Consider the following 17625-nt stretch of genomic DNA (forward strand, 5'->3'; position numbering starts at 1 on the left):
ATGCGTGAACGTTACCACTGCTTGATGTTTCCGCTATCCTCTACCAAGTTGTTTCGTGTATAGCTGATGCTGTCCGGCAGTGGTGAAGCGAAACGGCCGTGGCGATTCAGTGACCGCGGTCGGCGCCGCGCCGAGTTGGCCCCCGGCTCGATCGGTCGGCGCCGTTCGGTGGCGCCACCCACGTCGATCTAGGTCGATTTGGGACATTCCAGGTCGCTTTCGCCTCTACACTGTCGATTGGCCCGGCAGAGGCCTGCACCGCCCTACACGGATACGCCGTCCGCGTGGGCGCTCCCAACCTCCGAGACCCTTGTGATGCAACTTGATCCACTTCGATAACGTCACCAAGGCCTACACAACCCAGAAACGCCCGGCTCTCGACAACGTTTCCATCGACGTCGACAAGGGCGAGTTCGTCTTCCTCGTCGGGCCTTCGGGCTCGGGTAAGTCGACGTTCCTGCGGCTGGTCCTCAAAGAGGAGAAGCCCAACAAGGGCAGGGTGCACGTCGCGGGCAAGGATCTCGCGCGCCTGTCCAACTGGAAGGTGCCCCACCTTCGGCGCCGTATCGGCTGCGTGTTCCAGGACTTTCGGCTGTTGCCCAACAAGAACGTCTTCGAGAACGTAGCCTTCGCGCTGGAGGTCATCGGTAAGCCGCGCCGGTTCATCCGCAAGGTCGTTCCCGAGGTTGTGGAGCTGGTCGGCTTGGAGGGCAAGTCCACCCGCATGCCCGACGAGCTTTCCGGTGGTGAACAGCAGCGTGTCGCCATTGCGCGCGCGTTCGTCAACCGCCCCCAGATCCTGCTCGCCGACGAGCCCACGGGAAACATCGACCCTGCCACTTCGATCGGCATCATGAAGGTGCTCGACCGAATCAACCGGACCGGAACCACCGTTGTCATGGCCACCCACGATGCCGCGATCGTCGACTCGATGCGCAAGCGCGTCATCGAGCTTGAAGAAGGCGAGGTCGTGCGCGACCAGACCCGTGGTGTCTACGGTCAGGCATACTGACGCGACTGTGGCAGGCTACGCGCCACACCCAGCGCCCAGTGGCGCGGTAGAGCCCCCACAAGGATGGACCCTTAACTCTCATGCGCGCACAGTTCGTACTTTCTGAGATCTGGATCGGCCTGCGCCGAAACCTCACGATGACCATCGCGGTGATCACCACGGTGGCCATCTCTCTCGCTCTGTTTGGCGGTGGCCTGCTGATCAACCAGCAGGTCACCGAGATGCGCGGCTTTTGGGATCAACGGATCTCACTCACGATCTACCTGTGCACCGAAGAGTCGGTGACTACGGTGTGCCAGGAGAACGGGCCGGCCACCGAGGACGAGCGCCAGCAGATCCAGTCGGACTTGGAGGCCATGTCCGAGGTGGCCAGCGTCGAGTACGTCACCGCGGAGGAAGCGTGGGAGGATTTCCAGGACCGCTTCTCCAACAACGAGGCCCTCGTCGAAGCCACCCAGAAGGGCGACCTGCCCGACAACTTCCGGGTGCAACTGGAGAATCCGGAGGAGTACGACACGGTCCAGAGCGCGGTCGAAGGCCGCCCCGGCGTCGACTCCGTCTCCAACGACCAGGATGTCCTCGACCAGTTCTTCGGGCTGCTCGACGGCTTGAAGTGGGCGGCGCTGACGGTGGCGCTCATCCAGCTCGCCGCTGCCTCCCTGCTCATCGGCAACACCATCCGCCTGTCGGCCTACAGCCGGCGTCGGGAGACCGGCATCATGCGGCTGGTGGGGGCCTCCAACTTCTACATCCAGCTCCCGTTCCTGCTGGAAGGGGCGATCTCCGGGCTCATCGGCGGTATCTTTGCCTCAGGCTTTATTGTGGCGACAAAGTACTTCCTGCTCGATAGGGTCCAGCAGTGGTTCCAGTTCGACGCGACACTGAGCCTCGGTTCGGTCTTCTCCGTCATCGGCGTGTCGATCATCCTGGGTGTGCTGCTGTGTACGGTGGCTTCCTTCCTGACACTGCGGCGCTACCTGCGGGTATAAGGCCCACGCGAGGCTGTTAGAAGGGAAGTGTCCCCAGTGCCACGGGAGAAAGGGAAAGGGCGCGACGTCATCGCCCAGAACCGGCGAGCTCGGCACGATTACCACATCGACGACACCTACGAGGCGGGGCTGGCCCTCACCGGAACCGAGGTCAAGTCGCTGCGGGCCGGGCGCGCTTCCCTCATCGACGGCTATGCGCTGGTCAAAGACGGTGAGGTCTGGCTCCAAAACGTGCACATCCCGCTGTACACAAAGGGCACCTGGACCAACCACGAGCCCCGCCGGCCCCGTAAGTTGCTACTGCACCGTGAGGAGATCGCCAAGCTCATCGGCAAGACCCAAGAGCAGGGGCGCACCCTGGTCCCCCTGTCGCTGTATTTCCGCGACGGTAAGGCCAAGGTGGAGATCGCTCTGGCCCGCGGTAAACGCACCTACGACAAACGCCGAGACATCGCGGCGCGCGAGGCCCAGCGTGACATGGAGCGCGCCCTTCGCCGTCGGCGCTGAGGCCCCGGAAAGGAACTCGAAGGGTGACCCCCCCTCCCCTCCGTCGGTTCACCGCCTGCCTCGCGGGCATCGCCACGGCCGCCGCCGTCACCGGCTGCGTGGCTGAGCCCAGTCCCGAAGTGGCGGTGCGCACGTTCCTGCTGGATTGGCAGGCCGGTGACTATCGCAGCGCGGCCCGCCAGACCACGGGCGAGCTCGACGCCGTCGCCGCCGCGCTCGAACAGGCCCACGACCAGCTCGACCTCGCGGCACTGCGGTTGGGGCTGGGGCCGATCACCGTCGACGGTGCGACCGACACCGCTACGGCCTCGTTCGATGTCGAAGCCGACCTAGGGATCGGAGATCCGGTGTGGGAGTACACCGGGACCATCCCGTTGGTCCGCAGCGAGGCCGGTTGGGCGATCGAGTGGGCGCCCAGCGTCATCCACCCTGAGCTCGACCCTGGCGAGCGGCTGGCCGTCACCTACAGCGTGCCCCCTCGCGGCCAGATCTACGACCGCAACGAGCAGCCGCTTGTCGGTGAAACCGATGTCGTGGCCTTCGGGGTTCGCCCCGCCGACATGAGTGACACGGAGGGGGGCATAGCGGAGCTGGCCGAGCTGCTCGACGAGGACCCCGATCCCCTCCTCAACCGGGTCCGTTCCGCGCCGCCGGAGAAGTTCCAGCCGTTGGTGCTGATGCGGCGCAACGACGTCTCGCAGTCGGTGGTCGACACCGCGACCGCGATCGCGGGCGTAGAAACCGCCGACATGAGGATGCCGCTCAGCCCCAAGGTGGCCTCGGCTGTTGTCGGCACCGTCGCGGGCACGGCCGAGCACAAGGTCTCCTCCCGGGTCTCCGGGCCCTACCAGGCCGGCGACACCGTCGGCCTCGGCGGGCTGCAAAGCGTCTACCAACAGCGCCTTGCCGGTACCGCCACCACCAGCATCGTGACGCTCGACGAGTCCGGCGAGCAGAACCAGACCCTCTACGCCTGGAACGGTGAGAAGAGCGGCTCGCTGCGCACCTCCCTGGACATCGTCGCCCAGGAGGCCGCCGCCGGCGCGCTCGACACGGTGCCCACCCGCTCCTACCTGGTGGCTGTCGACGCCCCTACCGGTGAGATTCTCGCAGCCGCCAGCCAGGGCACCAACGCTGACGACGATGGCGCTTTCACCCGGGAGTACCGTCCAGGGGAAGCCTTCACCATTGTTTCGACTGCTGCGATGCTGGCCGCCGGCACGGTCACTCCGCAGCAAGAGGTCCCGTGCCCGCAGAAGAAGACTGTCGGCGGGCGCACCTTCACCAACCCCGGCGGGGGCCAACTGTTCGGCGACACCGACCTCGACCGTAACTTCGCCTACGCCTGCACCACGGCCTTCGCCACGATGGCGGAGTCAGCCGAGGCCACGAACCTTTCCGCCGCGGCCGGCAACTTCGGCATCGGCGGCGACTGGCAGTTGCCGGTGCCCGCCTACACCGGCGAGTTCACGGCCCCCGCCGACGTTGCGCAAACCGCTGCCGCCGTGACCGGCGAGGACCAGGTCCGGGTTAGCCCGTTGTCGATGGCGCTCGTGGCCGGAGCCGTCGCCGACGGTTCCTGGCACGCCCCGAAGCTGGTGCTCAGCAGCGACGCCAACAACCCCGCCACCGAGCCGAGCCAGCCACTCAACCCCGACAATGCCAAGACGCTGCGCGGGCTGATGCGCTCTGCCACGGTCGAGGGCGCCGCGACGATGGCCAACGTCGGCGCGGTCCCGGTCCACGGGCAGACCGGCACCGCCGGCCAGCAGATCGACGGCCAGCAGCGGACCCTGCAATGGTTCGCGGGATACCAGGGGCGGGTGGCCTTCGCCTGCGTCGTCGAGATCGACCCGGCCGCCCAGCAGGACTACCAGTGGGCGGTTGGGGCCGTCTCGGACTTTTTGCAACGCCTACCCGCGGGCTACGCCGAAGGCACCCATGAGCAGGGCGAGGGGACCGCGCCACCCGAGGGCGGTGCCGCGCCGGGCGCCGCGCCGGGCGCCGCTCCAGGGGACGCCCCGGCCGACAACGGTGCCGCCGCCGGCGCCTAGGTTGTTGTTTTCGTAAGGGCAGGAAGGGGCCGGCGGTGGGCGAAAAGCGGGTGAGTGCGTCCGCTGTCGCCCCCGCGAGCTGGCGAGATCGCGCAACGATCGAGGCACGAGCGAACGAAGAACATCCCCACGGCCCCACGCCTCCGAAAAACAGAATCTGGGGCCGGCGCTACGGGGCTGTCTGGCGAGCGGTCCGCACTCGGGCAGAGCACCGCCCAACACCGTGTTCGTTCCATGGAGCCGGCCCTAACCACGCCCTTGCAGGGGCGCGGACTCGTGCGAAGAATCCGCGCGGCTCGGGCAACCTTTTCCCTGGTGAGAGGCGTCTTCCCTAGTGACTGGGCCGTAAAGGGGGTTACGGTAACCAGTCGCGAGAACAGGACCTCGTCTCGGGGGAGGCCCTGTTGATCGAGGCCGGCCTGACCCTGCCGGCCGCCCTCGCGGGCAGCGTTGATGGTTCCCGTCCGCGCCCGCGGGGGTTTCTCGTGTGTGGCCCCTGCGTCGCGGCACCACTTCCACCTCGCAGCGGCAGGGGCCGCCGCGACGAGACGGAGTCAACGCGCGAGGCAGGGGGAATTAACTTGGTGTAGTGCGCGTTGGCACGGTAAAGTCACTGTGTAGGAGAGATCCGGTTAGGCGGTCTGGCTCACCCTGGCGGGAGTCGGCCACGACCGGTCTCCGTGCGGACCTTCGGGTCCGTTGACAATTCCACAGGGGGTGATCGGTTTCGACTTCGACGGATCGGATCGAGGGAAGCGGGCCGAGGATGTGCGATCGCCGCCTCGTTAATCATGCGATCGTGCTAAATATAAGTGCCAACTCTAAGCGCACTGAGTTCGCTCTCGCTGCCTAAGCGATAGCGTCTCTGTCGACCTGAGCACGTCTCCGGCTCAGGACTCGGCATCGGTTAGGAGACTCACCAGTCAGATCAGGCCACGGGGCCTGACTGGGACATTCACGTGGCTGGGCTCGTCAGCGACTTGTCTGCGAGAGCGCTGGAGCCGAGTAGAACGCTAAGCAGACTGCGCCCGGAGAAGCCTTGGTTCGGCGTTGAAGGACGCGGGTTCAATTCCCGCCACCTCCACCTATAAGAAAAAGCCTCTGACCTGCGAAATCGCAGACGTCAGGGGCTTTTTCTCTGTCATGGGACGCCAGGGGCGCGGCGCCTGTCGATCGCTGGGACAGCGACGGCGAAGAAGCGCGCGACGGTGACGGCGCCCCATCCCCGCGTGCGCGGGGAGCACGCCAGCTACGACCTATATGTGATGTATGCGCAAGGATCGTCCCCGCGTGCGGGGACCTGTGGTATGGCGGGGATTTGGTTTGAGCAGGCCAGAGTCGGTTTTCCGCCGCTCGTGCCTCGATCGCTTCGCGATCTCGGCAGCCAGGGGCGGGCTGTGGCTGGGGTGGGTGTCCTAGCGCCGCGGCCCCACAGGAATCCGCCCGGCTGCTAAGGGCGGGGTGTGCCGGGGCCCTAGTGCTGTGGTCCCATGGGGAATCTGCCGCAGGAGGTTATGCCGGGGGCTCACCTGCCACTTCTCAGGGGTGTCATCTTCCCCGAGCGGTTGCGCTCACCGGGCCCCGTATGTGGGGAGGTTGTCGCCTGCTTGTTGTGTGTCGACCTAGCGCAGCGTTCCTTCACCCGGGCGGCCCCCGGCCTCGTTTCATGCCCCTTAACCACCGCGTGTCCGTATCTTTTCGTGCTACCTCAACCACCGCACCCCCTTCAGGGCGCCTCAACCACCGTGCCCCCACACTTCTCATGTCACCCCAGCCACCGCGTCCCCACACTTCTCATGTCCCCCCAGCCACCGCGCCCCCTCAGGCTGCTGAGATCGCGCAGCGATCGAGGCACGAGCGAACGGTGACGCCCTCCAGTCCCGCCAAGCACGACCACCCCCGCGCCGAGAGCACAGCGGTGTCGAACATGCGGCAGCTCACCCGCTGGGACCATCCCTGCGTGCGCGGGGAGCACTCGCGCAACTCATACACCGACATCTCCTTGGTCACCCCATCCCTGCGTGCGCGGGGAGCGCGCCAGTTACGACCTATATGTGATGTATGCGCAAGGATCGTCCCCGCGTGCGGGGACCTGCGGCACGGGCGGGGATTTGGTTTGAGCAGGCCAGAGTCGGTTTCCCGTCGCTCGTGCCTCGATCGCTTCGCGATCTCGGCAGCCAGGGGTGGGCTGTGGCTGGGGTGGGTGTCCTAGCGCCGCGGCCCCACAGGAATCCGCCCGGCTGCTAAGGGCGGGGTGTGCCGGGGCCCTAGTGCTGTGGTCCCATGGGGAATCTGCCGCAGGAGGTTATGCCGGGGGCTCACCTGCCACTTCTCGGGGGACGCCATCTGCCCTCGGGCGGCTGCGCTCACCGGGCCCCGTATGTGGGGAGGTTGTCGCCTGCTTGTTGTGTGTCGACCTAGCGCAGCGTTTCTTTACCCGGGCGGCCACCGGCATCGTTTCATGCCCCTCAACTACCGCGCCCCCATACCTCTCGTGTCCCCCCAGCCACCGCGCCCCCATGCTTCTCGTGTCCCCCCAGCCACCGCGCCCCCATGCTTCTCGTGTCCCCATGCTTCTCGTGTTCCCCAGCCACCGTGCCCCCTCAGGCTGCTGAGATCGCGCAGCGATCGAGGCACGAGCGGACGACGCACTTTCCCACCCCGCCAAGCACAACCACCCCCTGTGCGGGGAGCACCGCACCTTCAACGGTGAGGGGGCGGAGACATACGGACCATCCCCGCGTGCGCGGGGAGCACCACGCAGAAGAACACCACGTTGCCGGTGGCGGCGGACCATCCCCGCGTGCGCGGGGAGCACGACCGGGCACGCTCACATGCCTCCTAGGTGCACGGCATACAGCGCACAACTCCCGGTACTTAACTCCGGCTCCCTGAGGCGGCTAGGGCAGTAGCAGCGCGGCGGCTTCGCGGGCGATCTGTCGGAGATGACCTCACGCAGTCAGGTACGCGCTGGAAACCCCGACAGTGCCCGAGCCATCGGACGTGGAGCCACCCGCCCATAGGATTCCGCCCAGAACTCCGAGCAGCACTGCTACCACGACCACGCCAACGATCACCGCAGCGACCACAATCAGGATAGTCTTCGCGTGCTTGCTCATCGCTCTCCTCCTGCGGAGTCCGGTATTGGCGTAGCACGGACACGCTGCGTCTCACTATTGAAACAGAAGAAAGGCTGAAGTCAACCCGAAATTCGAAGAAAAATATGAATAAACGGTAGCAGGTTTCGGAGAACGGTTGATAGTGGCAACTCTGTGATCTTCGTTTTTCGCAGTGTGCCACACCAGTGCAAGGTGTCACTGCCAGGAAAAAACAAAAGTGTGCTGGCCAAAGCTTCGGGATTGTTGGATCATAAAGGAGGGATATCCAAATTCGGTCTCGGAGTTTATGTGAGAGATGGAAGTCGCTAGAGTATGTGGGGAAATGTAAAAATGCACTCCGAAATTGGAGTTCAAGATGGCTATATCCCCAAGCAGAATCTCCGTCAAGCGCTCGCTGGCCGTAATCGTTACAGCGGGAGCTTCGGTTCTCCTCTCGGCTTCAGCTCAGACAGCCAGCGCCGCGCCCGCTGAGGAAAGCGGCGAGTACCCTGTGGTCAACGAGGTTACCCCCGAAGCCTACGTCGACTACCTGGAGAACTCCGACGTTCCTGGAGCACAGGACACCCTTGCCGAGTTCACAGGGCTCAGTGAGAGCGAGCAGCACCAGTTCCTGGAGCATCTTCAGGACGCCGATACGACCGAGGCATTGCTGGACGAGGCCGCGGAAGCAGGCAGCGCTTCTCCCGGGACCCGCTCACGCGCCCAGGTCAACGACGGCGTCGTGATCACTCGGACCAGCGGTATGGAGAAAGTCGACTCCGGTACCGGTGAGGTCAGCCCCCTAAATCTGGCGCCCGGTAATTACCGGAGCTGGTACAGGGTGGAGCAGAAGGTCATGGGCGTGACCGTTACCCGCCTGGAGCTTAACCTCTACTACCACACTAACGGTTCCAGGGTCGACGACGCGCACAGGCTAGAAACCGGAAAGCGTAACTATAACTTCGTGGTCAACGTGACTGCCGTGAATTCCGGCCACTGGAACTCGGGAGGGTACGGCTACGGCTCCACGAATTGGAATGGCCGCATCGGCGGTTCGATCTACGGTGTCGATTTCGGAATCGACATCGACAAGCGCCAACAGATCACCGTCAACAAGGACGGCTTCTATTCTGGCTACCTGCGTAATATCTGACGCATCGGCGTTGGGCGGCGTGCCCCGGACAGATGACCGGGGCACGCCGCGGTGTGGACTATCCCCGCGCCCGCGGGGATAGTCCTATGAAGAGGTAGAGCGCTACCGCAAGCTCTTCGTACTCCCCGCGTGTGTGGGCCTGCGGCGCGGTGTGGATCTGGCTTGGGGAAACCAGAGTCGGTTTCCCGTCGCTCGTGCCTCGATCACTTCGCGATCTCGGCAGCCAGGGGTGGGCTGTGCCTGGGGTGGCTGCCACAGTCCGGCGTTGCAGCCGAGAAGCCACCACCCCTCGCCGTGCATCCCGAACCATCGTCATCGTCCTGCACCCCGGTAGCCGCCTCCACCACCTCACCCCACCCCCAGCCCTTGCGTTCCTGCGTCGCTTCACGTCACCTCAATCCCCGCGCCCCCTCAGGCTGCCGAGATCGAGGCACGAGCGGATGGCGCCACCCTCCCAACACGCCGCCCCACGTGCGCGGGGAGCACGAGGGCGCGTCAACGTCCGGCTGGGAGATCTCGGGACCATCCCCGCGTGCGCGGGGAGCACGGCGTCGAAAGCCTTGTCTCCGGTGCGGCCCCAGGACCATCCCCGCGTGCGCGGGGAGCACATGAGGTGAGCGTGAACTTCACGTTCGTGGAGGGGACCATCCCCGCGTGCGCGGGGAGCACTCGATCCGGCAGGCGATTTTTCAGAACCACACGGGACCATCCCCGCGTGCGCGGGGAGCACTGTAGGCGTTCACCAGCGGCTCTGGCGGGAACGGGACCATCCCCGCGTGCGCGGGGAGCACGTGAGCGCGGCCGCCACACCACCGGCCGTGCGCGGACCATCCCCGCGTGCGCGGGGAGCACCCGAGCTGGTGCTCGGCGCGGTAGACGGCGATGGGACCATCCCCGCGTGCGCGGGGAGCACGCGTGCTGCGTGGCGGGATCGCCTCGATCCCGGGGACCATCCCCGCGTGCGCGGGGAGCACTCGCCGTGCTCCACGGCACGGACGGTCAGGCCGGGACCATCCCCGCGTGCGCGGGGAGCACCTGCCTCAGGCGTGCGGACAGTCGGCCGCGGCCGGACCATCCCCGCGTGCGCGGGGAGCACAAAATGGGTTTTTGGTCTGATGACGTTCAGATGGGACCATCCCCGCGTGCGCGGGGAGCACTCGACACGCAAGTAGTTCGCAATGCCCGCGATGGGACCATCCCCGCGTGCGCGGGGAGCACCCTCGTTGACCTGCGACGCTGTCAGCGGTGAATGGCTGTTTTGACCACTTGTTGAGAATCGGGCGAATGCCGCATAAGCCGCAAGGTTCGCAGAGGTGTTGGTTGGTGTCCCATGCCCGGCAGTGTAGCGGTGGCCACGCTGCTTTGGTTTGTGGTGGCCTGGCTGGGTGTTGTGGTTAGGTGATCCAGCCGCGGGCGCGGGTTTTGGCCAGGCGGCTGTAGAGGGTGCGGGGGTTGAGGCCCAGCACGGCGGCGATGGCGCGAGGGTGAGTCTCGTGGCGATAGAGCACGAAGGTCTCATCGTGGGGGTGCAGGCGCGCGGGCCGCTGGCGCGGGGTGTGCGTCACGCCGGTGGCATGCAGGCGACGGTTGATCGTATTGAGGCTGAGGCCCATATGGGTGGCGATGCGACTCATTGACCAGCCCTGCTCGTGGTAGAGGCGCACCATTTCGGCGGTGTCGAGGAGGGGGTGCGGGCGGCCCCAGGTCCCATCACCGTGGCGGCCACCTTTTCTCCCAGGTTTTCCCAGGTCCTGGCGAACGGTTGGCTAGGCGGCACCGGGGTCCATCACCGTGGCGGCCGCACGTAGGCGTGCGTAGACGGTGGGCAGGCTCCAGCCGGTGTGGGCGGCCATCACCGCCGGAGTGATTCCGGCCTCATAGGCCACCCGGTAGTCCTGGGGTGGGCTGTGGCGGCATAGCCGGGCCAGCACAGGATGGTGCTCATCGGGGGATTCGTGGGACTGAGCCTTGGGGGGTGGGGTCATGGGCGGGTTTTTCCTGACAGGCCCAACACACAGGTCAGGCAGGGGCACAAAACGGGGGTGCCCGGTCGACCCGAGGGGTGCTGTCCCCTCTGCGTGGTCTCCGCACCCCCTGGTGCAGGGGGGCGACCGGGCGGTCTGAGGTTTTGTTTTTTGAAAAGGGCGGCGGGAGCGGTCGGTGGGCGCATGCGGGTGGGCGCCCCCTTCAGGCTGCCGAGATCGCGGAGCGATCGAGGCACGAGCGAACGGAGAACACCCCCACGGCCCCCACCCCCGCCGTTAAAAAACAAAACCCAGAGACTACTCCTCAGCCAGGAAACGCCCCGGCCAGGGGCGCCAGTAGCACCGCGACCGATCGCGCTTGGGCAGCGGCGGGCGTGGGTCCTGGGCATGCAGACGCGCCTCCAGCTCGGTGGCACTCGAGGCGGCCAGCATGGGTGCCTTCCCGCGCGTCAGGGCGGTCTCGTTGGCCACAGCGATATAGCCCGCACACCACGCCACGGTGGTGCGATAGATCCAATAGTCGGGAAACTCGGCGCGCAGACGGCGCACCTGGGTGCAGGGATAGACCTCCATCACCGCTCACATCCCCGGCATATCCAGCGGCGCGGGAGGATGGGGCGCCACCGGCTGCCAGGCGATTTCAAAGAACACCCCGCTACCCTGCTCAGGCGCCAACCCGCCCCAGGTGTGGGCGAAGGCCTCCACCAACGCCAACCCATAGCCCGACTCGCGTTTGGGGGCGGCCTGGCGGGCCTGCACCCGCGGGCGGGACGAGCTTCCAGCATCGCGCACCTCCACGCGCAGCCAGCCCGCAAACCGTGCCCACACCTCCACGGTGTAGCCCTGCTCGGCGCTGGCGGTGTGGCGCAGCGCGTTCGTGGCGGTCTCGGAGAGCAGCAGCGCGGCGGTGGCTTGCTGCTCGTCGGGGGCGCCCATCTCGGCGGCCACCGTCTCCAGCCAGCACCGGCCCGCCTTCACACTCGACGCCACCCCGGCGAAGCGGCGCCGCCACGCACGGTCACACGTGAAGGTCGCAGCGGGGGTATTACTGGTGTGCTTGCTCATGCCCGTACCTCCGTGGTCTTGGGGAGGGTCGCGACACTGCGCCGGGGGTGCTCGGTAAAGGCCTTCTCCTCATGAGGGGTGCGTTCGGCACGTGGCAAGGGGCACTGCTGGTGCGCCGGCAGGTAGCCGCGCACCCGGGCGGGGCGAGCATGGCGTCCGCAGGGCTGCGGGCCTGTCCGAACCGGGCGGGTCGGACGGTGGCGGGTCGGGGCTTCGTCTTGAATCGCCCACGGGCGCGCGTGCAGACCACGCGCGGGACGGACCACGCGGAGCATAAACGCACACGTGGCAAGTAGAATTTTCACTGTCATCGACTCCTGTCCAGTCGGTGGCCACGTCCCCGGAGTGTGCGTTCACTCGCGGGGACTTTCACTTGCAGACAATACCCCAGGATATCTATAGCATGCTAGGCATTCTGTGGATTGGCAGGTATGCCTGAACTTCCTAGCATCCTGGTGTGGAGTTCCAAGAAGGTGAGCCCAGGTGGCGACAGATCGCTGATGTGCTGGAAAAACGTATCCGTGAGGGCACCTACGCTCCAGGTGCTCGTGTCCCCTCCGTAGTCGCGATCCAGGAAGAATTCGGTGTCGCCTCCGCGACAGCGCAGAAAGCGCTGAGTGGGGTCCGCAATCGCGGACTCACCTACACCGAACCCGGCCTGGGCTCCTTCGTGCGCCGCCTCGACACATAACCACCGCCGTAGCCCCATGGACAGTCTCCCGCTGGGCTACACGCGGCGGTAAACCCATGCCCACACCAACTCCCGCAGGTCGGCGATCAACTCGATTGCGCGAAGCACCTCGTCAGGTTTTGGTTCCGCCACAGCGGGCTTGGGCGCGCTCGGATTGGCCATCTCCATATCGCGATAGGCGAGATAGGTCCCATGGCGCGGAAGCCATACACAACGCCACTCCGGGGCCTTTTCTTCGACCCACAGGGCACCTTGGTCGCGCGGGGGCATCGCTGCGTCGAATGTGGTTGTCATGTCTGAATTCCGCCGTTTTGATGCGGAATGCGGGTTCGCTGTCGTGGCCATACAGGAAGCATCGCGATCGGAAGGCACCAGGTAAAGGGGTATCTACACTTCCTCGGAACGATGCCAATCCTTGTGGAATCTCATGGAATCGCTTTCTGGATGCTAGAGGGCATGATCTGATGACTGCATGTCTCCCGATAAACGAGCGCTTATCAGGTATGGCCGTGAGATCTCTCGGCTTCGTCGTGACGACGATCTGACACAAACGGCTCTGGGAAAACGGGTAGGTGTCGGCAAAAGCCACATATCCGATATCGAACGAGGAAAGACGACCCCCTCCGCGTCCCTGCGGGCCGAGTTGGACAAAGCCATCGGCCACGGTCGCCTGGAACGGCTGTGGGACGATCTGACCGGCTCCGGGCGCGAGGCATGGAAATATGAGGTCGCGGAGCTGATCCACGGCGCGAGCGCGGTCTATGAGTATGAGGTCCTGGTGGTCCCGGCCTACCTACAGACAGCCGAGTACGCTCGCACCCTGATTCGCTACGCTGTTCCGTGGCTCTCCGAGGACGAAGTGGAGACACGGGTAGAGGAGCGCGCCAAGCGAGCAGAACAGTTCGCCAACGCGCCGCAGCCTATGCTGTGGCTCGTCTTGGATGAGACCATCTTGTTTCGCCGCTACGGATCTCCGGAAATCATGCGGGAACAACTCGCATACCTGGTGGATCTGGCGGAACGTGAGCGAATCGCTGTGCATATCGTCCCAGCAGACACACCTAAGCACCCTGGTATCTCGGGGGCGTTTAAGCTGATCACAACGGATCACGTGCCGGATGTCCTGATCGCGGAGTCCATCCGTGAGGGGCAGGTTGTGACGAACACGGTGGAGGTATCCCAATACCGGATGCTGTTCACCGCTCTCCAGGGGGTAGCGCTGCCTCCCGGCGAGACCGTGAACAGAATCCGAGAAGAAATCGCGAGGTTGGAACAGTGACGGTTACTGGCTGGCACACATCGACGTACAGCAACGGCGGCACCAACTGTGTGGAGGTCCGGGAGACCTCCGAGCGTGCCGACGTTCGCGACTCCCAGAATCGCGAACGTGGACACCTGAGCTTCAGCTCTGCCGAGTGGGGCGCGTTCCTGGACGCTGTGCGAAACGACGGCGTCTGAGACTTCCCGCCCTCTCAGCTTGGTGCTTGGCCCCTGGGTGTGTACCTGGGGGCTTTGCCATCGGGGGCGGCATCGGCGCTGCGGCGGCGTTTGGGGATTTCCGTCCCCTCGAGGCCAGCCGAGGTCTTCGATTCGGCATCAGCCCAGTTCCCAGGGGCGGTAAGCGCACCAGCCGGCTCCCCGGGGGCCGGCTCCTGGGGTCACGGCTCCCAGCTCACCGCAGTGCGGCCACGGCGCGGTCAGTGTCGTCTTCGGTGGTGTAGACGTGGAACGACAGGCGGGCGCGGCCGGCACGTTCGGCGGCATGCACTCCGGCGGCGCGCAACCGTTCGCCCGCGTTGGGGCGTTCTACCGTGACGATCGCGGAATCGCCGGGCGGCAGGCCGAGTCCGGTCAGGAACCGGTTGGCCAGTGCGACGTTGTGCTTGTGGACAGTGTCGACGCCGATCTCTCGCAGGGTGCCTAGGGACGCCGCCGCTCCGACGCAGGCGAACCAGGCGGGGGAGAGGTCGAACCGTGAGGCGGTCGGCGACAGGTGCATCTCGGTGCTGTAGAACGACGCCATCGGGTCCTCAGCCGCGGTCGGGCCGGCGTTGAGAGGGCGCGTGGCCGCGCGCAGCCGGGGCGACAGGTAGCCGTAGGCCAAGCCGCGAGGAGCCATGAGCCACTTGTAGGCCGACACCGCGACCATGTCGAAGCGTGTCGCGTCCAACGGCAGCCAGCCCGCTGCCTGTGTGGCGTCGACCGCCGTCCAGGCGTCGACGGCGTGCGCCGCCGCCAGAACCTCGTTCACCGGCGCGAGTTCGCCCGTGGCCGACTGCACCAGGCTGAACGCCACGATCGAGGTGCGCGCGTCCACAGCGTCGGCCAGTTTGTCCAGCGGCACCGCCACGACCTCGACCCCCCGGTCCGCTTGGGCACGCCAGGGGAAGACAGCCGAGGTGTAGTCGCCTTCGGGGACCACGACCCGCGCCCCCTCCGGCAGCGACGCGGCCACAGTGCCCAGGAGTTGGGCGGTCGTTGCTCCCTGCGTGATCCCCTCGACGGGAGCGCCCACGAGCGCCGCGAAGTGGTGCCGCGCGATCTCGCCGGCCCGCCCCCACGCCTGCGGCCCCTCGCTGCCGGTGCGCCACACCCGCATCGCTTCGGTCAGCGCGGTCACGGCAGTGCGGGGCGGGATTCCGTACTGGGCGGTGTTGAGCCACACGGAGTCGACGTCGTCGACATCCCAGCGTCGCCGGGCCGAAGCGAGATCCATGACCTCCAGCATGGCAAAGCCGGGCTCCCGGCGGCGCCGGCGGGGCCGGCGAGTCCACGGCTCTGCCACGCGCCTCTGTCGACCTGATGGCTTCGGGTGGGTGGCCTTGGAGCTTGTTGGGTGGTCGGCTGGGTTGTGGGGGTGTTCGTCGTTCGCTCGTGCCTCGATCGCTTCGCGATCTCGGCAGCCAGGGGTGGGCTGCGCCTGGGGTGGGTGCCTCAGTCTGCCGCCCCTTGGTGGGGTTTCAGGTTGTGGGTGTGGTTTGGTGGGGTTTCAGGTTGTGAGGGGGTGATCTAGGGCCGTGGCCTGGTGGGGTTTCAGGTTGTGAGGGGGTGATCTAGGGCCGTGGCCTGGTGGGGTTTCAGGTTGTGAGGGGGTGATCTAGGGCCGTGGCCTGGTGGGGTTTCAGGTTGTGGGGGTGTGGCCTGGTGAGGTTCGACCCTGCTAGGGGGTGGTTGTCTTTGGGGTCGCGGCCTGGCGTCGGCCTCGAGGAGGTCGCCACCTGTTGGGTCCCGAACTACAGTGACGTTCCTTCATCGCGGTGGCCGCCTGCACCACTTCACTCCACCTCAACCACTGCGTCCCCTCCGGCTGCTGAGATCGCGAAGCGATCGAGGCACGAGCGACGAGAAACGCCTTATGACCCCGCCACCCCCGTGTGCGCGGTGAGCACCGGTAATGGGCGGCCTCGCCTATGCCCGTCATGCCGCCACCTCCGCATGCGCGGGGGAGAACCGCACGCTGTGCCGCGGTGGGCCACCTCGGGCGACCATCTAGCGGCCGTCGAGCCAGGTGCCGCGGTGGGCCACGCCGGCGACGGTGAGGTCGTCGTCGAGCATCACCAGGTCGGCGGCGTTGCCCGGCTCCAGGGAGCCAATCCCGGGCAGGCCCAGGGCGCGTGCCGGGACCCGGGTGGCCGCGTGCACGGCTTCGGGCAGCGTCACGCCCACCTCGTGGACCGCTCGGCGGATCGCGTCGGGCAACACGATGGTGCTGCTGGCGATGGCTCCGGTCTCGGCGACCGTGGCGCGGCCGTCGACGACCCGCACCCGCAGTTTGCCCAGCATGTATTCGCCGTCGCCCAGACCGGTGGCCGCCATCGCGTCGGTGACCAGCGCGATCCGGTCGGCCCCGGCGGCGGCGAAGGCCAACCGTACGGCCGCAGGGTGGACGTGCACCCCGTCGTTGATGATCTCGACGGTCACCCGGTCGTCGGTGAGGGCCGCCGCGATCGGGCCGGGCTCGCGGTGGTGCAGCGGCCCCATCGCGTTGAACAGGTGGGTGGCCACGGTGGCGCCAGCGTCGAACGCGGCCCGCGCCTGTTCGTAGGTCGCCTCAGTATGGCCCACGGCGACCGTGACGCCTTCAGCGACGGCGCGGCGGATCAACGCCAGCGCGCCGGGCAACTCCGGCGCGATCGTGAGCATCCGCAGGTGTCCGCGTCCGGCCTTGAGCAGCCGGGAGAACTCGTCCTGGTCGGGGGCGCGCAGCAGCGCCGGATCGTGGGCGCCGCACTTGGCCGCGGCGATGTAGGGGCCCTCCAGGAAGATCCCGCCGATTTCTCCAGCGTCGGCCAGCTCGGCGAGCATGCTCACCTGCCGGTGGGTGTCCTCGGGGGTGGCGGCCACGAGGCCGCCGATCACCGTCGTGACCCCCTTGCCCCGGTTGAAGGCCACGATGTCGCGGATGGGTTCGGCAGACTCGTCGGTGAACGCCGCGCCGGCACCGCCGTGCAGATGGATGTCGACCGTACCCGGGATGACCCAGCGTCCCCCGGCGTCGAGGGGGTGGGAGCCGTCGGAGGGTGGTGCTCCGTGGCCGAGCGCGGCGATGTGCCCGTTCTCCTCGCGTAGCCAGCCCTGTGTCACCCCCTGCGGGGTCACCAGCTTCGCATTCGCTAGAGTCGCCATCCGCAACGCCTTCCTGTGCCCGACACCACATCCGTCGCGTTCTCGCCCAACCAGCGGCGCAGGGCGTCACTCACACGTCCCGTGAACAGGGTGATCGTGTGAGAGGGGCCGCGCGTCGCGGCCGGTGGGCGCGGCGCCCACCCCACCTTGGCTCGGACAAAACCGCGTATCACGCATTGACGATAACGCCGGCCCCGCACATGATGGAGAACATGGCTGCCGGTGAGCTGCTCGTCCAGCGCCTGCATGTCGATCTTCGGCAGCAGGCCAGCGCCCTGTGTCGTAGCTGAGTCCGTCCCGAGGCCCGCGCTCTTGCGGCGTTTTCCCCTGTGATCCCGGCGTACATGACGGCCGGATTGGGGTGACCCAGGCCCGCCGCGCCTCGCGGACGCGCGAACCCCCTTCTCGCCGCCTCCCGGGTTGAGGCATGTGCCACGCCGTGGAA

General features: G+C 66.6%; 17 protein-coding genes, 1 other RNA gene and 1 CRISPR repeat array. Of the genes, 9 read left to right on the forward strand and 9 right to left on the reverse strand.

Annotated features, from left to right (window positions below; translation table 11 throughout):
• Positions 1-322: 322 nt before the first annotated feature.
• From ftsE to ssrA, 5 genes are all read left to right on the forward strand, one after another.
• Positions 323-1012, forward strand: a complete 690-nt coding sequence (gene ftsE, locus ABD848_RS09370) for a cell division ATP-binding protein FtsE (protein WP_344969782.1) — start codon at positions 323-325, stop codon at positions 1010-1012.
• Positions 1013-1092: 80 nt separating this feature from the next.
• Positions 1093-2001, forward strand: coding sequence for a permease-like cell division protein FtsX (gene ftsX / locus ABD848_RS09375; RefSeq protein WP_344969784.1), 909 nt, complete (start codon positions 1093-1095; stop codon positions 1999-2001).
• A 36-nt stretch (positions 2002-2037) separates the two neighbouring features.
• Positions 2038-2508, forward strand: a complete 471-nt coding sequence (gene smpB, locus ABD848_RS09380; protein WP_344969787.1) for an SsrA-binding protein SmpB — start codon at positions 2038-2040, stop codon at positions 2506-2508.
• Positions 2509-2531: 23 nt separating this feature from the next.
• On the forward strand, positions 2532-4562 hold the full coding sequence (locus ABD848_RS09385; RefSeq protein ID WP_344969789.1) for a penicillin-binding transpeptidase domain-containing protein: 2031 nt from the start codon (positions 2532-2534) through the stop codon (positions 4560-4562).
• A gap of 713 nt (positions 4563-5275) precedes the next feature.
• Positions 5276-5649: a transfer-messenger RNA gene (ssrA, locus tag ABD848_RS09390) on the forward strand.
• A gap of 734 nt (positions 5650-6383) precedes the next feature.
• Here the strand turns inward: ssrA and ABD848_RS09395 are convergent.
• Positions 6384-6554, reverse strand: coding sequence for a hypothetical protein (locus tag ABD848_RS09395; RefSeq protein WP_344969792.1), 171 nt, complete (start codon positions 6552-6554; stop codon positions 6384-6386).
• Between the two features lie 959 nt (positions 6555-7513).
• Positions 7514-7681, reverse strand: coding sequence for a hypothetical protein (locus ABD848_RS09400; protein ID WP_344969794.1), 168 nt, complete (start codon positions 7679-7681; stop codon positions 7514-7516).
• Positions 7682-8036: 355 nt separating this feature from the next.
• Here ABD848_RS09400 and ABD848_RS09405 point away from each other — a divergent pair, with 355 nt between their 5' ends.
• A complete protein-coding gene (locus ABD848_RS09405) occupies positions 8037-8813 on the forward strand; it encodes a hypothetical protein (protein ID WP_344969797.1) in 777 nt (258 codons plus the stop codon).
• A gap of 519 nt (positions 8814-9332) precedes the next feature.
• Positions 9333-10031: a CRISPR direct-repeat array (repeat unit 28 nt; unit sequence GGACCATCCCCGCGTGCGCGGGGAGCAC).
• 176 nt (positions 10032-10207) lie between these two features.
• Here the strand turns inward: ABD848_RS09405 and ABD848_RS09410 are convergent.
• The 4 genes from ABD848_RS09410 to ABD848_RS09425 all read right to left on the reverse strand — a co-directional run bounded on the left by ABD848_RS09410 (position 10208) and on the right by ABD848_RS09425 (position 11863).
• Entirely contained in the window at positions 10208-10480 is a 273-nt protein-coding gene (locus ABD848_RS09410; RefSeq protein WP_344969799.1) for a helix-turn-helix domain-containing protein, read from the reverse strand.
• Between the two features lie 99 nt (positions 10481-10579).
• Entirely contained in the window at positions 10580-10798 is a 219-nt protein-coding gene (locus tag ABD848_RS09415) for a hypothetical protein (protein ID WP_344969802.1), read from the reverse strand.
• 297 nt (positions 10799-11095) lie between these two features.
• Positions 11096-11371, reverse strand: coding sequence for a hypothetical protein (locus ABD848_RS09420; protein WP_344969804.1), 276 nt, complete (start codon positions 11369-11371; stop codon positions 11096-11098).
• A gap of 6 nt (positions 11372-11377) precedes the next feature.
• The gene (locus tag ABD848_RS09425) at positions 11378-11863 is read right to left on the reverse strand and encodes an ATP-binding protein (protein WP_344969807.1); all 486 of its coding nucleotides are present in this window, start codon (positions 11861-11863) and stop codon (positions 11378-11380) included.
• A gap of 457 nt (positions 11864-12320) precedes the next feature.
• Between ABD848_RS09425 and ABD848_RS09430 the strand changes: the two genes are divergently transcribed.
• On the forward strand, positions 12321-12554 hold the full coding sequence (locus ABD848_RS09430) for a winged helix-turn-helix domain-containing protein (RefSeq protein ID WP_344969809.1): 234 nt from the start codon (positions 12321-12323) through the stop codon (positions 12552-12554).
• Between the two features lie 36 nt (positions 12555-12590).
• On the opposite strand, the gene ABD848_RS09435 is transcribed toward ABD848_RS09430, so the two are convergent.
• The gene (locus tag ABD848_RS09435) at positions 12591-12848 is read right to left on the reverse strand and encodes a hypothetical protein (protein ID WP_344969812.1); all 258 of its coding nucleotides are present in this window, start codon (positions 12846-12848) and stop codon (positions 12591-12593) included.
• Between the two features lie 178 nt (positions 12849-13026).
• Here ABD848_RS09435 and ABD848_RS09440 point away from each other — a divergent pair, with 178 nt between their 5' ends.
• Complete coding sequence (locus ABD848_RS09440; protein WP_344969814.1) at positions 13027-13833, forward strand: helix-turn-helix domain-containing protein; 807 nt, start codon at positions 13027-13029, stop codon at positions 13831-13833.
• Positions 13830-14012, forward strand: coding sequence for a DUF397 domain-containing protein (locus ABD848_RS09445; RefSeq protein ID WP_344969816.1), 183 nt, complete (start codon positions 13830-13832; stop codon positions 14010-14012). Before ABD848_RS09440 ends, ABD848_RS09445 begins: the two co-directional genes overlap by 4 nt.
• A gap of 214 nt (positions 14013-14226) precedes the next feature.
• Here ABD848_RS09445 and ABD848_RS09450 read toward each other — a convergent pair whose 3' ends face one another.
• Positions 14227-15270, reverse strand: coding sequence for an aminotransferase class V-fold PLP-dependent enzyme (locus tag ABD848_RS09450; RefSeq protein ID WP_344969819.1), 1044 nt, complete (start codon positions 15268-15270; stop codon positions 14227-14229).
• Positions 15271-16043: 773 nt separating this feature from the next.
• A complete protein-coding gene (nagA, locus tag ABD848_RS09455; RefSeq protein ID WP_344969821.1) occupies positions 16044-17180 on the reverse strand; it encodes an N-acetylglucosamine-6-phosphate deacetylase in 1137 nt (378 codons plus the stop codon).
• Positions 17181-17625 lie beyond the last annotated feature (445 nt).

Origin of the sequence: Salinactinospora qingdaonensis (assembly GCF_039539445.1) — a bacterium.
Classification (GTDB): domain Bacteria; phylum Actinomycetota; class Actinomycetes; order Streptosporangiales; family Streptosporangiaceae; genus Salinactinospora; species Salinactinospora qingdaonensis.

Bases quoted from the DNA above. Each gene is read 5' to 3' on its own strand.
- ftsX (WP_344969784.1), top strand. From the start codon at position 1,093: ATGCGCGCACAGTTCGTACTTTCTGAGATCTGGATCGGCCTGCGCCGA.
- ABD848_RS09400 (WP_344969794.1), bottom strand. From the start codon at position 7,681: ATGAGCAAGCACGCGAAGACTATCCTGATTGTGGTCGCTGCGGTGATC.
- ABD848_RS09405 (WP_344969797.1), top strand. From the start codon at position 8,037: ATGGCTATATCCCCAAGCAGAATCTCCGTCAAGCGCTCGCTGGCCGTA.
- ABD848_RS09410 (WP_344969799.1), bottom strand. From the start codon at position 10,480: ATGGTGCGCCTCTACCACGAGCAGGGCTGGTCAATGAGTCGCATCGCC.
- ABD848_RS09415 (WP_344969802.1), bottom strand. From the start codon at position 10,798: ATGACCCCACCCCCCAAGGCTCAGTCCCACGAATCCCCCGATGAGCAC.
- ABD848_RS09420 (WP_344969804.1), bottom strand. From the start codon at position 11,371: ATGGAGGTCTATCCCTGCACCCAGGTGCGCCGTCTGCGCGCCGAGTTT.
- ABD848_RS09425 (WP_344969807.1), bottom strand. From the start codon at position 11,863: ATGAGCAAGCACACCAGTAATACCCCCGCTGCGACCTTCACGTGTGAC.
- ABD848_RS09435 (WP_344969812.1), bottom strand. From the start codon at position 12,848: ATGACAACCACATTCGACGCAGCGATGCCCCCGCGCGACCAAGGTGCC.
- ABD848_RS09440 (WP_344969814.1), top strand. From the start codon at position 13,027: ATGTCTCCCGATAAACGAGCGCTTATCAGGTATGGCCGTGAGATCTCT.
- ABD848_RS09450 (WP_344969819.1), bottom strand. From the start codon at position 15,270: ATGGATCTCGCTTCGGCCCGGCGACGCTGGGATGTCGACGACGTCGAC.
- nagA (WP_344969821.1), bottom strand. From the start codon at position 17,180: ATGGCGACTCTAGCGAATGCGAAGCTGGTGACCCCGCAGGGGGTGACA.